Origin of the sequence: Salegentibacter sp. BDJ18 (genome assembly GCF_017579965.1) — a bacterium.
Taxonomy (GTDB): domain Bacteria; phylum Bacteroidota; class Bacteroidia; order Flavobacteriales; family Flavobacteriaceae; genus Salegentibacter.
Map to the genome: position 1 here is coordinate 171,224 of NZ_JAFLQX010000026.1, position 16,031 is coordinate 187,254.

Genomic DNA, 16,031 nt, shown 5'->3' on the forward strand with positions numbered 1-16,031 from the left:
TGCTAAGGCGTTAGAACTTTCTTAATAATTTGGAGTAAAAATTATTTTTATCTTTTTACACCTTGTTTGTTAATCCAACGCACATATTCCTGCTTATTTCGATTATGCTGTGCTAAATTTTTGGCGAATTTATGATAACCAAAATTTTTAACATCGGCTACAAAATAGAAGAAATCGTGATCTTCATAATTAAGCACGGCGTTTATTGCAGAAATATCTGGCATAAAAATAGGTCCCGGTGGTAACTCTTTATATATATAGGTATTATAAGGAGAATCTAATTCCAGATCTTTATAAAGCACTCTTTTAATAATGGTATCCCATTTTTGGGTTTTATTTTTCAATGCGTAGATCACTGTAGGATCGGCGTCTAATTTCCAACCGTTTTTATACCGGTTCATATAAACTCCCGCTACTTTTGGGCGTTCGTCTACCTTAGCGGTTTCTTTGTGAACTATTGAAGCCAGTGTGGAAACTTCTTTAGGGTTCAAGCCTATTTCTTCGGCTTTTTGCTTCTTTTCATCGGTCCAGAATCGATCGTATTCCCGTTTCATTCGCTCTCTAAATTCTTCAGTTGAAGTATTCCAGTAAAATTCATATTGGTTAGGAATATACATTGCTAAGGCATTAGCTTCAGTAAAATCATTTTCAGCTAAAAATTCTTCATTCTTAAAAGCTTTAATTAAAGCTGCACTATCGGCTTCAATTTGCTGGGCAACCCTTCCGGCAAGATTTTCCAGTCTCTCCTGGTTGTTAAATGTAAGTTTTACCGGTAAATTTCCGCTTCGCAAAGCATTTACCAATTCATTATTATTCATCCCGGGTTTAATAGCGTATCTCCCCGCCCTGATATTTGATGCATAACCCTTTTTTCGGGCAACCAGGTCAAAAGATTCCATATCTTCCACGTAAGGCTGAAGGCTATCTATCACGGTTTGATAGTCTGCACCCGTAGGCACGTAAACTATCTTTTTCTCTCCCGTAAAACTGGTGTTCCCTGAAAAAATACTGGTATAAATATAATAGCTAAAAACAGAAAGGCCTATAAGCCCAAGAATGGCAATAGCCAGTAGAATTTTTTTGATGTACATTATTTATTGATCAATTGATAGAGAATTTCATCTTTAAAACCGCCTTCAGAATAAGTCCAATCTTTTTTTATCCCAACTCTTTGGAAACCCAGGTTTTCAAAAAGTTTTACGCTGGTTTCGTTTCCTTCGGTGATATTTGCATAAACCTGGTGCATGGCGAGATGGGTAAAACAGTAATTGCAAAGTAATTTTAGAGCTTCAGCACCATATCCTTTTCCGCGCTCAGAGGGATCGGCAATTAAGATTCCCAAAGCTGCTCTTTGGTCTTTTGGCTCGAAGTCAAAAATATCTATTAGACCAACTTCATTATCCTGAAGATCACAAATTACCAAGCGCAATTGTTTAATATCGTAAATGTCACGATGCGCGTTTTCCAGGTATTGCTTAATAAGAAACCGGGAATAAGGGGTTTGGGTGGCACTTACTTCCCAAAACTCTTCAATATTCTCCACAGTATGAACAAAATCGAGATCCTCGGGTTCCAAAGCACGTAGATAAACCTTATTTCCTCTTAAGCCTGGCATACTATTTCTCCTTTAAAAACCTGCTCTGCCGGGCCGGTTAACCAAACATTTGTATAAGTTTCGTTTTCCTTTTTAAAAGAAACCGATAATTCGCCCCCGGGAACAATTAGCTTTACCGTATTTGTATTTGCCTTTCCAGAAGCGTGTGCCGCCAGGGCAACCGCAGTAACTCCCGTACCGCAAGAAAGCGTTTCGTCTTCCACTCCCCTTTCGTATGTTCTAACTAAAAAGGTATTATCTTCCTGCATATCTACAAAATTCACATTGGTACCGCCATTGGCTACATACTCATCTGAATATCTAATTACAGCACCTTCTTTTTTCACATCCAGACCGGCTACATTTTTAGTAAAAATTACGTGATGTGGAGAACCAGTATCAAGAAAAGCGCTGTTTCCCAGTTGTTTTATATCTAAAACATTCTGCATTTGCAGACTTACCAGGTGATTGCTAATTGTTGCTTTATGCAGTCCATCTATTGCCGTAAAAGTAGCTTCATTTTGTATGATTCCCAGGAATTTTGCAAAAGCCACCAGGCAACGGCCTCCATTGCCGCACATACTGCTTTCATTCCCATCGGCATTAAAATAAACCATTTTAAAATCGTCACCTTCCACTTCGGGGTTTTCCAAAAGTATAAGACCGTCTCCTCCAATGCCAAATTTACGGTCGCAAAGCTTTTTAATTATTCTGGTATTGTTTTTGGATAATAGTTGTTGACGGTTATCAATCATCACAAAATCGTTCCCGGTGCCCTGATATTTATAAAATGGAATTTTCATTACGTGAATTTTAAGGGCAACAAAGATACTATAAATAACACGATTTTATGGCGTGTTAAATGGCCGTTAAAGTTAAAAACTGAAAATACTAATATTATAATTTTAAAGTTGAATTATATAAAAACACCATTGAAAATGAAAAATTTATCTAAACTACTTCTCGTTTCAATTTTAGGAGGCGCGTTGACTTTAGGGAGCTATAAAATGTTTTTTGAAGAAGAAACGCCCACAGGTTTACCCCCGGTTTCTAATTCTACAGCCGAATTAATTCCTGCAAATTATTCGGGAAATATCTACGGCACCAATGCCGATTTTACCGAAGCAGCTGAAAATACCGTTAACGGAGTGGTACACGTTAAAAACGTAGCTATTTTTAAAGGTCCGCGTACTATGAGAGATCTAATTCAGGGGAATTATAGTGGCGGAAAAGCACTACAGGGAGCCGGCTCTGGAGTTATTATTTCTCCAGATGGTTATATTGTAACCAACAACCACGTAATTAGAGAAGCCAATGAGGTTGAAGTTACCTTGAACAATAACAAAACCTATACTGCAGAAATTGTTGGAGCCGATGAAACTTCAGATATCGCTCTATTAAAAATTGATGCTGAAGGCCTGGATTATATTCCGTTTGGCGATTCTAACAATGTAAAATTGGGAGAATGGGTGCTTGCAGTTGGAAATCCATTTAACCTTAAATCTACGGTAACCGCGGGAATTATTAGTGCTACCGCAAGAGATTTAAATACACGCGATCTTACTTCGCAATCTTTTATACAAACTGATGCAGCGATTAATCCGGGTAATAGTGGAGGCGCTTTAGTGAATATTAATGGCGAACTGGTTGGAATTAATACTGCCATTACTTCCCAAACCGGAAGTTATATAGGTTATGCATTTGCCGTACCCTCTAATAATACCCGTAAAATCGTAGAAGATATTATGGAGTATGGTGATGTGCAAAAAGGAATTTTAGGAATTAGAGGTGGAAATATTAACCCACGGGCGGTAGAAGAATTAGGACTTGAAACTACCCAGGGAGTTATGGTGGCTGAAGTAACCGAAGGTAGCGGTGCTGAAAAAGCCGGACTTAAACAAGGCGATATAATTAGAAAATTAGATAATATAGACATTAATAAATTTTCTGATCTAACTGGATATATTAATTCAAAGCGTCCTAACGATGAAATTGATGTACTATTTATTAGAGATGGCAAGAAAAGAGAAGCTAAGGTAACCCTTACTAAATTTGAAACCTACACTATAGAACCTATAAAAATAGAAGTTTCTAATGCCAGTAAGGAAGAATTACAGGAATTGAATGTTGAAAATGGCGTAAGAATTCACCGTACCCTTTCCCCTAGATTACCTGCGGAAGAATTGGTAGGAACCATTATTACTGCAATAGATAATAAAGAGGTGGCTAGCGTAAGCGATGTTGAACGAATCTTTAGAAATAAAAATCTTGCTGAAGATATTGTGATTACCATAGTTGATAGAAATGGCGAAAAACAGCGAATGGTTTGGCGATAAAAAGCAATGAATAAATCTCATAAAACTCCCTTAATTAAAGGGAGTTTTTTTATGCAAAATTTTCTTTACGAAAACGTTTGAAATATATACTTTTGCGCCAATAATTAAGAACCTTGGGGAAGTCCACAAGGTTTGAGATAGAAACTATTTTATAATTTCGAGCTAAGGCTCGGCAAAATTAAACCCTCAATGAGGGATTAAAACAACACAAACCACACATGAGCTTCAACAAAGTTTACGAAAAGGAACTTTCTTTTCAGGCAAACCGGCGCAAAGCGACCGTACAATTCATTAATATTATAAGTGATCTTTGGTACGATAAATCTATTGAGCTGGTTTTATTCAGAAATCAATTGCTTAACCGCAATGTTAGCGATATTCTTAACCTACACGAATACGCGGGAGAATTTGTAGAAAAACCTATTTCAATTTTTGATTCGGTAGAAATCGCAAAAGCAATCCAGGATATGGATCTGCCACCTGCAAAACTGGACATAGGCAAATTAACCTATGAGTATCATTTAGAAGACCAGGGACATCTTAATGCTATGGCTTTTGTTTCAGATAAACTGAAAGATGCAAAAAAATATGATAAAGTTGTTCCTAAGGATGTTGTGCTTTACGGTTTTGGGCGTATTGGTCGCTTAGTAGCCAGGGAATTAATGGCCAGAACAGGTAAAGGCAGTCAGTTGCGTTTGCGAGCTATCGTTACTCGAGGTGCTGTAGACAGGAATGTTTTAGAAAAACGTGCTTCTTTATTAAAAAATGATTCAGTTCACGGTGATTTTTCAGGAACTGTTGGTATAGACGAAGAAAATAGCGCACTTATTATAAACGGTACTACCGTAAAGATAATTTCCGCAGATAAACCTGAGGATATTGATTATACAAAATTCGGAATAAATAAAGCTTTAATTATAGATAATACCGGTGCGTTTAGAGACAAAGAAGCACTAAGCAGACACCTTAAAGCGAAAGGAGCGGCAAAGGTTTTACTTTCTGCTCCCGGGAAAGGCATTCCAAATATTGTTCATGGCGTAAATCATAAAGAATATAATCCTGATAAAATTTCAATATTCTCTGCAGCCTCATGTACTACGAATGCAATCACCCCTGTGTTAAAAGCCGTTCAAGATACACTTGGCGTGGTGCACGGGCATTTAGAAACTATCCACGCCTATACCAACGATCAGAACCTGGTAGATAATATGCACAGCAAATACCGCCGGGGTCGTGCGGCTGCGCTCAATATGGTGATTACCGAAACCGGCGCCGGGAAAGCTGTTGCAAAGGCCTTACCTGTTTTTGAAGGTAAATTAACATCAAACGCAATTAGGGTTCCTGTTCCCAATGGGTCACTTGCAATTCTAAATCTGGAAATTGAGGGTCAAGCCACTGTTGAAGGCGTAAATAATATTTTAAAGAAATACGCCCTTGAAGGTGAACTCGTAGAACAAATTAAATATTCCCTGGATAATGAATTAGTATCATCAGATATTGTTGGCTCTAACGCCCCGGCCATTTATGATAGTAAGGCCACCATTGTCTCTGAAGATGGGAAAAATGTAATTCTTTATATCTGGTATGATAACGAATATGGGTACAGCCACCAATTAATAAGGCTGGCAAAGTATATCGCGAAAGTGAGAAGGTTTACTTATTATTAATATTTTATAATAAGCTAAAATACCTGAAAACCCACCTAAATTTGGTGGGTTTTTTATTGGGAATACTTTACATTTGCGCGCTCAAATAATTAATTTAAAGGAATTTATAAAAATTAGATTCAAATTAACCAATTCTTTTACAATAAGTAAAAAAAGAAGGCGTTCAAGCATATAAATTCCAATCAGAAAAATCCCAAATGATGCGTAATATTATTTTTTCAAGTTTACTTTTAATATTTTCAATTAGTTTTTTATCGGCTCAGGATTCCCTGGCTACTTCTAATTTTATTGAAGACGAATTTGATAACCTTATTGAATCTTCAAATAACTACCAGGGCTACAAAGTTGTAGATTATGATGCTTTAATTGAATTACGGGACAATACAAAACGCCACGTTCAGGATTTAAAAAATGAGCTTCAGGAAGAGCAAAGCACTATTTCCAATCAAAATGAAGAAATTGAAAATCTTGAAAATCAATTAGCCCAAACCCAGGAAGATCTTCAGCGTGTAAACGAAGAAAAAGATGCTATTAAATTTCTTGGCATGCCTTTTAGCAAAGGAAGTTATATGGCCTTGATGTGGGGAATTGTAGGAGTCTTAATTCTCGCACTACTTTTCTTTATCTATAAGTTTAAAAATTCTAATGCTACTACCAAAGAAGCGAAGCATAGGTTAGATGAAACCGAAAAAGAATTTGACCTTTACCGCGCGAAAGCTTTAGAAAAAGAACAACGTTTAGGCCGTATGCTTCAGGATGAAAAGAATAAAGCCAAAGATTAATTTTCTTCAGCTAAAATTTTAATTAGCATCTTTGCATTTTATTAGAAAATATGCGCATAGATATAATTACTGTAGTTCCAGATTTACTTAAAAGCCCTTTTGAGGCCTCTATTCTAAAAAGAGCCATAGAAAGCGGTCATGTAGAAATTCATCTTCATAATTTAAGAGATTATGTAACCGATAATTACAAACAAATTGATGATTATCAGTTTGGTGGTGGTGCCGGGATGGTAATGATGGTAGAGCCTATAGATAAGTGTATTTCCAATCTTAAAAGTCAGCGGGATTATAATGAAGTAATTTATATGAGCCCAGATGGCGATCGTTTTAATCAAAAAACTGCCAATACACTTTCCCTTAAGGAAAACATCATTATTCTCTGCGGACATTATAAAGGAGTAGATCAAAGAGTTCGCGACCATTTTATTACCAAAGAAATTTCTATAGGCGATTATGTACTTTCTGGCGGGGAACTTGGTGCTGCTGTGGTTTGTGATGCTATTATAAGGTTAATTCCCGGAGTTTTGGGAAATGAAACTTCAGCGTTAACTGACTCTTTTCAGGATAATTTACTGGCTCCACCGGTTTATACAAGACCTGCAGAATATAAAGGATGGAAAGTTCCGGAGATATTAACCTCGGGTAATTTTCCGAAGATAGAAGCCTGGCGGGAAGAAAAAGCCTGGGAGCGTACCAAACGCTTAAGGCCTGATCTTTTGGATGAAACAGAAAAATAATTGCAATTTCTAAGTTGCATTATAAATTAAAATTAATACTTTTGCACTCGTTCTAAAATAACCTCTGGCGAGGTCCGTGAATGTTGTTTTAGATTTTACATTAAATAAGAAATTATGGAATCGTTAATTAAGTACGTACAAGACGAATTCGTTGAAAGAAAAGATTTACCTGAATTTTCTGCAGGTGATACCATTACTGTGTATTACGAAATTAAAGAGGGTCAAAAAACCCGTACCCAGTTTTTTAAAGGGGTAGTAATTCAGAAAAGAGGTAGCGGTGCATCACAGACTTTCACCATTAGAAAAATGAGTGGTACTGTAGGTGTTGAAAGAATTTTTCCTTTAAACCTTCCTGCAATTCAAAAAATTGAATTGAACAAACGAGGAAAAGTAAGAAGAGCTCGTATTTATTACTTTAGAGAACTTACCGGGAAAAAAGCCCGTATTAAGGAAGCTAAAAGATAAGATACATCTTATTAAACTTATAGAAAGCCCCGTAAATCGGGGCTTTTTTTATGGATTATATGTAAGTAAACCAACATACCACAGTTTAGTCACTAATATTTCAGTAAGATTTTTATTATTTATCGTTATTTCTTTAACCTAAATGCTAAATATTATAATTTTATGATATTAAATTCTTGTTAATAGTTGTTATTCTTGTAATTTATGGCCTTGAAAAAACTAAAACATATTTTATGAAAAAAACAACAATTAAATTATGGAAAATGCTTGTATGCGTTTTCTTATTTGGGGCTGTATTTAGCTCATGTGAGAAAGAAGAGAATTTAAGGGAAACTGATGAAAACCTTGCTACTGATTTGCAGGAGCCACCATTTAAAAATTATATGGTAATTTCTGAATCTTCCGACTTAACTAAGAGTGTAGAAAATTCTCTTAAAACAAGCGGTAGTGAGATTATAAGTTCTATTCCTGAAATTGGAATTTCTATTGTAAGTTCAAAAGATGTAAATTTCATAGAGAACACAATGAAAAAGAAGAACATAGACGCTGTGGTGCCAGATTATGAAATAGCATGGATACCTACATCTAAAGGTATAGAAGCAAATCTTCCAGAAGCCACACCTAGTATTGGAAGTACAGAACCTTATTATTACTACGATTATCTTTGGGGATTAGAGGCTATTGACGCTCCAGATGCATGGAATGCTGGTTTTACTGGTAGCGGGGCAAGTGTATTTATTCTTGACTCTGGTATAGATGCTGAACACGTAGAACTGGCTCCCAATTTAAATACTTCACTTTCAGCTTCATTTGTACCCGGAGAAGATTGGAATGTTTTGGAGAGCACTCCTTTTGATAATCATGGAACTCACGTAGCAGGAACCATTGCTGCTGCTCAAAATGGATTAGGTCTTATTGGTGTTGCACCACACGCTGAACTTGTAGCTGTTAAAGTTCTTTCTGAATTTACAGGAAGTGGCGCCTTTAGTTCTATTAATGCCGGTATTGTTTATGCAGGCGAAAACTCGGCTGACGTTATCAATATGAGTTTAGGTGCTACCCTAAACAAAAATGGAAAATTAGTGGATGCTAATGGTGATCCTTATAAAATACCTGCTAAGTATGTTATGGAAATTGTAAATGCCCAGCAAAAAGCTATAGATTATGCCTATAAAAAAGGAAGTACAATTATAGCTTCAGCAGGTAATGATGGGGTAAATTACGATGGAAATTCAGCATATATTAAACTACCTGGTGGATTAAATAATGTGGTAACTGTCTCTGCAACTGCACCCGAAGGTTACGACTGGACTGCAGATTATACTAATTTTGATATTCCTGCAAGTTACACTACTCACGGGAAATCTTTAGTAGACATTGCTGCCCCTGGAGGAGATGGAGATGTTGCTCTTGATGATATGATTCTTAGCACCGGTAATAATAATTCATTATTCTGGAGCGCAGGTACAAGTATGGCTGCTCCACACGTTTCTGGTGTTGCTGCATTAATCATCGCTAAAAATGGTGGTGATATGAGTCCTCAAGAAGTTACAAAACAAATTGAAAAAACTGCAGATAAAGTTGATGGCAACGGTCAAAGCACATTCTTTGGAAAAGGAAGAATAAATGCTTACCGCGCAGTAACCGAGTAAACTGCTTAAAGTTTAATAATATAGAAAGCCCCGAATTTCGGGGCTTTTTTATGCGTAAATATCAGCATTCAATAGGCTTCCAACTCACTGTATAACAAAAAGTTAAAAATTTTATTTTACTGTCGTTTTGTTGTATATTTAATATGGAATTTAGTTGAAGGGAATGACAAAAGGATTTCTTATTAAATTGAAATTCCGCGTAAAGCTTAAAATCCTTTACATACGGTTTTTATCTTCTATATAACGCTCATGTTTTGCCAGGTCAAAAATAGTTTGAAAGATAAAAACCCTTTAGATTCAAAAATCTAACTTTACTAAGTTTTTATTTTTGAATCATTGAAATAATGCACACCGGGATTTTTCCCTTAAAGAATTTCGAAAATTCAGTGAGAACGTATTATTTCAGTTGAAGCCATTTCATTTTAGTTATTAAGATGAAATGGCTTTTTTTATGCCCTTTTTGTAATAATTAACAGGCTTTAACCTTGCTTCAGCTATGATAAAAGCTTGAAAAATATTATATTGCGCAGAGCTCGAACGCCCAGTGAAAATTGGGCGTTCATTGAGTTTAGACATTTCAAAATTAATCAGCTATAAAAATTACAAAATGACACAGATTGGAAAGATCATTTATACCAAAACAGATGAAGCCCCGGCTTTAGCTACCTATTCTTTTTATCCTATTGTAAAGTCGTATACCAAGGCGGCAAATGTTGGGATGGAAACCAAAGATATCTCCCTGGCAGGTAGAATTTTATCTCAATTTCCACAGTACCTTTCAGACGATCAAAAAGTAAGCGATGATTTAGCCGAACTTGGTGATTTGGCTAAAAAACCCGAAGCTAATATTATTAAGTTACCTAATATTAGTGCGTCTATTCCGCAGTTAAAAGCTGCCATTAAAGAGCTACAGGAAAAAGGTTATAAATTACCAGACTATCCAGACGAACCTTCAAATGATGAAGAAAAGAAAATCCAGGCTACTTACGATAAAGTAAAAGGTAGTGCGGTAAATCCAGTGTTACGTGAAGGAAATTCAGATAGACGAGCTCCAAAAGCGGTAAAGAATTTCGCTAAAAAACATCCGCATTCCATGGGAGAATGGAGTTCAGATTCTAAATCTCATGTGGCTACAATGAACGGTGGAGATTTTAAAGCCAATGAAAAATCTCTAACCCTTAACGAAGAAACCGATGTGAAAATTGAATTTACTTCTAAAGATGGGGATAAAAAAGTTCTTAAAGATAACCTGCACTTGCTTAAAGGAGAGGTTATTGATGCCACTTTAATGAGTAAAAAAGCACTTTTACAGTTTCTTAGAGAACAGGTTAAAGATGCTAAAGAAAAAGGAGTACTTTTTTCTTTACATATGAAAGCCACGATGATGAAGGTTTCAGACCCCATTATTTTTGGTCACGCAGTACGCGTATTTTTTGAAGATGTTTTCAACGAATATGGCGAAGATCTTAAAAATGCAGGAGGAGATCCAAACAGCGGACTGGGAGATATATTAAATGCCATTGAAAAACTTCCTGCCGATAAAAAAGCGGAAATTGAATCTAAAATAAAAGCCGATCTTGAAGAAGGACCAGATTTAGCAATGGTAAATTCTGATAAAGGAATTACCAACCTTCACGTACCAAGTGATGTGATTATAGATGCTTCTATGCCCGCTATGATTAGAACATCGGGCCAAATGTGGAATAAAAATAACGAAACTCAAGATACCAAAGCGGTAATTCCAGATAGTAGTTATGCTCCCCTTTACCAGGAAACTATTGAATTCTGCCAAAAACACGGTGCTTTTGATCCTACTACCATGGGAACTGTTCCTAACGTGGGCTTAATGGCTCAAAAAGCCGAAGAATATGGTTCTCACGATAAAACTTTTGAGATTCCCGCTGCCGGTACTGTTCGTGTAATTGATAAAAGTGGAAAAACTTTGACAGAGCACGAAGTTGAAGAAGGAGACATCTGGAGAATGTGCCAGGTTAAGGATGCTCCAATCCAGGATTGGATTAAATTGGCGGTAAATAGAGCAAAAGCTACCGGTTGGCCAGCAATTTTCTGGTTAGATGAAGACCGTGCTCACGATGCTGAGCTTATTAAAAAGGTGAATCAATATCTTCCAGACTATGATACTCAAGGTGTAGACATTAAAATAATGTCGGTTGCTGAAGCTACCAAATATACGCTGGAACGAGTAAAAGCTGGAAAAGACACCATCTCTGTTACAGGTAATGTACTAAGAGATTATTTAACCGACCTTTTCCCAATTTTAGAAGTAGGTACCAGCGCAAAAATGCTGTCTATTGTACCGTTAATGAATGGTGGAGGATTGTTTGAAACCGGTGCCGGTGGATCTGCCCCAAAACACGTACAACAGTTTCTTGAAGAAGGCCACTTGCGTTGGGATTCTCTTGGAGAATTCCTTGCTCTTGCAGCTTCCTTAGAGCATTTAGGCGAAAAATATGAGAATAAAAAAGCGCTTGTACTTTCTGAAGCATTAGACGACGCCACCAATAAATTTTTGGAAAACAGTAAATCGCCATCCAGAAAAGTAAACGAATTGGATAACCGCGGCAGTCATTTTTACCTGGCTTTATATTGGGCGCAGGCTTTGGCCGCACAAGATAAGGATGCCGAGTTAAAAGAACATTTTGCTAATGTTGCTTCAAAATTAGAAGAAAACGAAGAGCAAATTAATAAGGAATTAATAGATGCTCAGGGATCTTCAGTAAACATTGGAGGTTATTATAAACCAGACGAAGACCTTACTTCTAAGGCTATGAGACCAAGCAAATTATTGAATGATATTCTAGGATAGATTTATAATTTTAATAGTTTTTAAAAGCCGAAATTAATTTTTCGGCTTTTTTATTTTATTTTTTTGTTTAATCTTTTTAAACAAATCTTAATAATTTCTGTATATTTTCAATTTTGCAGAGTTTCTACACTATCTTTACCTAAAAAATTTGAAAATACCATTTCACTTTCCGCTTTTATTTTTTTTCCTGTGTATTTCAATGGGAATCAATGCTCAGGAAACCTATACGCTTAAAGGAACTATTACCAATGCATCCAGTAATGAAACACTAATAGGTGTAAATGTTATTATTCCAGAAGAACAAAAAGGCGTGGTTACCAATGAATATGGTTTCTATTCCATAAAACTGCAGGAAGGCACTTATACACTTGAAATTTCTTACCTGGGTTTTCAGACCATAAGAGAAACAATCACTATCACAGAAGATACCACCTTTAATACCGAAATGACTGAAGGCTCTGAAAATTTAGACGAGGTAGTGATAAAGTCTAATAGTGAAGGTTTTAATATTAAAAGCCCCGAAATGAGCGTTAATAAACTTTCTATTAATACCATTCAAAAATTACCGGTGGTATTTGGTGAAGTAGATATCGTAAAATCATTACTGCTTTTACCGGGAGTTTCTAATGCAGGAGAAGGTGCTTCGGGCTTTAATGTACGAGGTGGGGCGGTAGATCAAAATTTAATTTTATTAGATGAAGCTACTATTTTTAACTCTTCTCACCTTTTTGGTTTCTTTTCGGTGTTTAATCCCGATGCAGTAAAAGATTTAAAATTATATAAAGGTGGAATTCCGGCTAAATATGGCGGAAGGGTATCATCGGTTCTTGATATTTATCAACGTGACGGTAATAGTAAAGAATTTAAAGCACAGGGCGGAATTGGGGTAATTTCAAGTAGATTACTAGCTGAAGGACCCATTGTAAAAGATAAAGGTTCTTTTTTGGTTGCCGGCAGAAGTTCTTATGCACATTTATTCCTGAAACTGGCCGATAATCCAAACTCTGCTTACTTCTATGATCTCAATACAAAACTAACTTACAAGTTAAATGATGAAAATAAGCTATTATTTTCTGGATATTTTGGCCGCGATGTTTTTGATATCAATCAAAACTTTTTGAATACCTACGGCAATTCAGTCTTTAACCTTAGATGGAATCATGTTGTTTCAGCTGATATTTTTACCAATTTATCACTTATTTACAGTGATTATTACTATGGTTTAACCCTTAATTTTGTTGGCTTCAATTGGGACAGTGGTATAAAGAACCTCAATATTAAATATGATTTTAACCACTATTTAAACAATACATTTCAATTAGAGTACGGTCTCCACAGCACTTACCACGAATTTAATCCGGGAGAAATTGCTCCAATAGATGAAAACTCTGGCATTAATTTCTTTAAACTTACCAATAAATATGCACTTGAAAATGCGGCTTACTTTTCCGTAGAACATAATATTTCAGATAAACTTACGGCAGAATACGGACTTAGATTTAGTAATTTTTTACGATTGGGCCAGGAAAGTTTAAATGAATATGAAAATGACAACCCAATTATTTATAATGAAGCATTAGATATTTATGAAGAAGCGCAACCTGTAGACCAGAATTCCTATTCCAGATCTGAAGTTATACAAACCTATTCCAACCTAGAACCGCGGCTGGCGTTAGCTTATAATTTCAGCGAAAATCAGTCGGTTAAAGCGAGTTATAACAGGATGGCTCAATATTTACATTTAATTTCTAACACTAATTCTCCCACTCCCCTTGATGTATGGGCTCCCAGCGGACCCTTTATTAAACCTCAAATTTTAGATCAATACGCCCTGGGATATTTTCGAAATATTGATGAAGGAAAATATAGCCTGGAGATTGAAGTCTTTTATAAGGATATTCAAAACAGGATAGATTATGTTAATGGAGCCAATCTTATCGCTAATAATAACATTGAAACTATAATTTTAAACGGTAGATCCCGGGCTTATGGGCTAGAAATTTTAGCAAAGAAAAACGAAGGTAGATTTACGGGTTGGCTCGCCTATACCTTATCAAGATCTGAGCAACAAACCCCTGGAAGAACTACGGCTGAAAGCGGAATTAATAATGGAAAGTGGTATGCAACTAACTACGATAAAACGCACGATATAAGTCTTACCGCCACATATGATTATAATAAGAAATGGGATTTTAGTGCCAATTTTGCATTTCAAACAGGTTTACCGGTCACCTACCCAACAGGGCAATATAATTTTAACGGAATAAATGTTCCGGTTTATGGAGATAGAAATAGTAATAGATTACCGGCCTACCACAGGCTTGATCTTTCCGCTACCTATATTCCAAAACCTAATAAAAAACAAGGCTTTCAATCTTCATGGAATTTTGGCATTTACAATGTTTATAACCGGAAAAATGCTAATTCTATAAGCTTTAGGGAGAATGAAGACACCGGAAGAAACGAATCGGCTAAATTAAGTCTGTTCGGAATTATTCCTTCCATAACCTATAATTTCAGTTTTTAAGATGAGAAATTTATATATTTTATCACTTATAATCCTTTTTACATTCACTTCTTGCGAAGAAGTAATAGACTTAGATTTGGATGAAAGTGAACCAAGATTAGTGATAGACGCTTCTATGCTATGGTATGTAGGCACACCGGGTAACAATCAGCAAATAAAATTATCAGAAACCATTGGTTTTTACGAAGAAGGAATTGAGCCGGTAACAGATGCCGAAGTAATTATTGAAACAGGTAGTGGTGAAGAATTTATTTTTACTCATCAGGAAAATGGTATATACCAAAATTCTGATTTTATTCCGGAATTTGATGAAAATTATACGCTGGAAATTAGCTATAATGATGAGCTTTACACGGCTACTTCCAGTTTTGTTCCTGTTGCAGGTATAGACTATATTGAACAGAATGATGAAGGCGGATTCACACGTGAAGACCTTGAGGTTGAAGTATTTTTCACAGATCCGGCCGGTGAGGACAATTTCTACCTTTTTAGCTTTAGTAATATCACTACTTCTAAATTCTCCCTGGAAATTTATAAAGATGAATTTACAGATGGTAACCAGGTTTCCTCATCCTATTCTAATGAAGATTTGGCGGCAGAAAATGAAATTCACATTACTATGGAAGGAATATCAGAACCTTTTTATAATTATTTATTTATACTTCGTTCCCAGGGAGGCAATAACGGAGGCGGCCCATTTCAGTCACAACCCGCCACAGTTAAAGGAAATATAGTGAATCAAACCAATCCAGAAAATTATCCTTTTGGATACTTTAGACTTTCAGAAGTCGATTCTACTACATATATTGTGCTCTAAGAAATTAAGATGAAACATACTAATAAAAAAATATTAGGAAGAGGAATCAAATACCTGGCATTTGCATTGCCCCTAACATTAATAGGCCCTTCGGTATTATTTACCGCCTTTAACAACCAGGATCATCCATATTATATTCCTGTATTAATTGTAGGAATTATTGCCCTAATAGCTGCGATTATTTTAATGTTTCTGGGAATAATGACCATTGTAAAATCGATTTTCGACTAGTAAGAAATTGAAAGTCGAACTATACTCCTTCTAAAAAAGTAGCTCCTATTTAGTTCAGACTTATTGCTGTGACATAATTATATTGGTATCTACTGAAGTTTATCAATATAATCAGAAAAGGAATAAATAAATTAATCAGGTTTTAATAGGCTCAAAATCAAAATTTATTTTAATACTTATAGGTAGCAATTTAATTTTCTTTAGAGCCTAAGTGCACTTTGGTACCAAAAACAAAACTTATTAAACCAAAAAAAGACCCTTACAACTTAATGTAAGGGTCTTCTAAAAAAAGGCGGTGACATACTCTCCCACAAATAGCAGTACCATCTGCGCTAACGGGCTTAACTTCTCTGTTCGGAATGGGAAGAGGTGAGCCCCGTTGCCATAACCACCTTA

13 protein-coding genes and 1 rRNA gene are annotated in these 16,031 nt (G+C 35.9%); 10 read left to right on the top strand and 4 right to left on the bottom strand.

Annotated features, from left to right (window positions below; all coding sequences use genetic code 11):
* Positions 1-47 precede the first annotated feature (47 nt).
* The 3 genes from mltG to dapF are packed head-to-tail and all read right to left on the bottom strand — an operon-like array spanning position 48 to position 2,397.
* Positions 48-1,091, bottom strand: coding sequence for an endolytic transglycosylase MltG (mltG, locus tag J0871_RS15900; RefSeq protein ID WP_208226207.1), 1,044 nt, complete (start codon positions 1,089-1,091; stop codon positions 48-50).
* Entirely contained in the window at positions 1,091-1,615 is a 525-nt protein-coding gene (locus J0871_RS15905) for a GNAT family N-acetyltransferase (protein WP_208226208.1), read from the bottom strand. The genes mltG and J0871_RS15905 overlap by 1 nt, the downstream gene beginning before the upstream one ends.
* Positions 1,603-2,397: a diaminopimelate epimerase gene (gene dapF, locus J0871_RS15910; protein ID WP_208226209.1), complete on the bottom strand. Its 795-nt coding sequence runs from the start codon at positions 2,395-2,397 to the stop codon at positions 1,603-1,605. Before dapF ends, J0871_RS15905 begins: the two co-directional genes overlap by 13 nt.
* 135 nt (positions 2,398-2,532) lie before the next feature.
* Between dapF and J0871_RS15915 the strand changes: the two genes are divergently transcribed.
* The 10 genes from J0871_RS15915 to J0871_RS15960 all read left to right on the top strand — a co-directional run bounded on the left by J0871_RS15915 (position 2,533) and on the right by J0871_RS15960 (position 15,635).
* A complete protein-coding gene (locus tag J0871_RS15915; protein ID WP_208226210.1) occupies positions 2,533-3,930 on the top strand; it encodes a trypsin-like peptidase domain-containing protein in 1,398 nt (465 codons plus the stop codon).
* Between the two features lie 218 nt (positions 3,931-4,148).
* The gene (locus J0871_RS15920) at positions 4,149-5,597 is read left to right on the top strand and encodes a glyceraldehyde-3-phosphate dehydrogenase (RefSeq protein ID WP_208226211.1); all 1,449 of its coding nucleotides are present in this window, start codon (positions 4,149-4,151) and stop codon (positions 5,595-5,597) included.
* 197 nt (positions 5,598-5,794) lie between these two features.
* Positions 5,795-6,379, top strand: coding sequence for a hypothetical protein (locus tag J0871_RS15925; RefSeq protein WP_232228859.1), 585 nt, complete (start codon positions 5,795-5,797; stop codon positions 6,377-6,379).
* 50 nt (positions 6,380-6,429) lie between these two features.
* Positions 6,430-7,116 carry a tRNA (guanosine(37)-N1)-methyltransferase TrmD gene (gene trmD / locus J0871_RS15930; protein ID WP_208226212.1) on the top strand — a complete coding sequence of 229 codons (687 nt, stop codon included), beginning with the start codon at positions 6,430-6,432 and terminating at the stop codon, positions 7,114-7,116.
* 114 nt (positions 7,117-7,230) lie between these two features.
* Positions 7,231-7,581 carry a 50S ribosomal protein L19 gene (gene rplS, locus J0871_RS15935; protein WP_037319936.1) on the top strand — a complete coding sequence of 117 codons (351 nt, stop codon included), beginning with the start codon at positions 7,231-7,233 and terminating at the stop codon, positions 7,579-7,581.
* A gap of 233 nt (positions 7,582-7,814) precedes the next feature.
* Positions 7,815-9,233, top strand: a complete 1,419-nt coding sequence (locus J0871_RS15940) for a S8 family serine peptidase (protein WP_208226213.1) — start codon at positions 7,815-7,817, stop codon at positions 9,231-9,233.
* Between the two features lie 607 nt (positions 9,234-9,840).
* Complete coding sequence (locus tag J0871_RS15945) at positions 9,841-12,060, top strand: NADP-dependent isocitrate dehydrogenase (protein ID WP_208226214.1); 2,220 nt, start codon at positions 9,841-9,843, stop codon at positions 12,058-12,060.
* A gap of 199 nt (positions 12,061-12,259) precedes the next feature.
* A complete protein-coding gene (locus J0871_RS15950; RefSeq protein WP_208226221.1) occupies positions 12,260-14,587 on the top strand; it encodes a TonB-dependent receptor in 2,328 nt (775 codons plus the stop codon).
* Between the two features lies 1 nt (position 14,588).
* The gene (locus tag J0871_RS15955) at positions 14,589-15,404 is read left to right on the top strand and encodes a DUF4249 domain-containing protein (RefSeq protein ID WP_208226215.1); all 816 of its coding nucleotides are present in this window, start codon (positions 14,589-14,591) and stop codon (positions 15,402-15,404) included.
* 9 nt (positions 15,405-15,413) lie between these two features.
* A complete protein-coding gene (locus J0871_RS15960) occupies positions 15,414-15,635 on the top strand; it encodes a DUF6095 family protein (RefSeq protein WP_208226216.1) in 222 nt (73 codons plus the stop codon).
* Positions 15,636-15,922: 287 nt separating this feature from the next.
* On the opposite strand, the gene rrf is transcribed toward J0871_RS15960, so the two are convergent.
* Positions 15,923-16,031 (bottom strand): 5S ribosomal RNA (gene rrf, locus J0871_RS15965).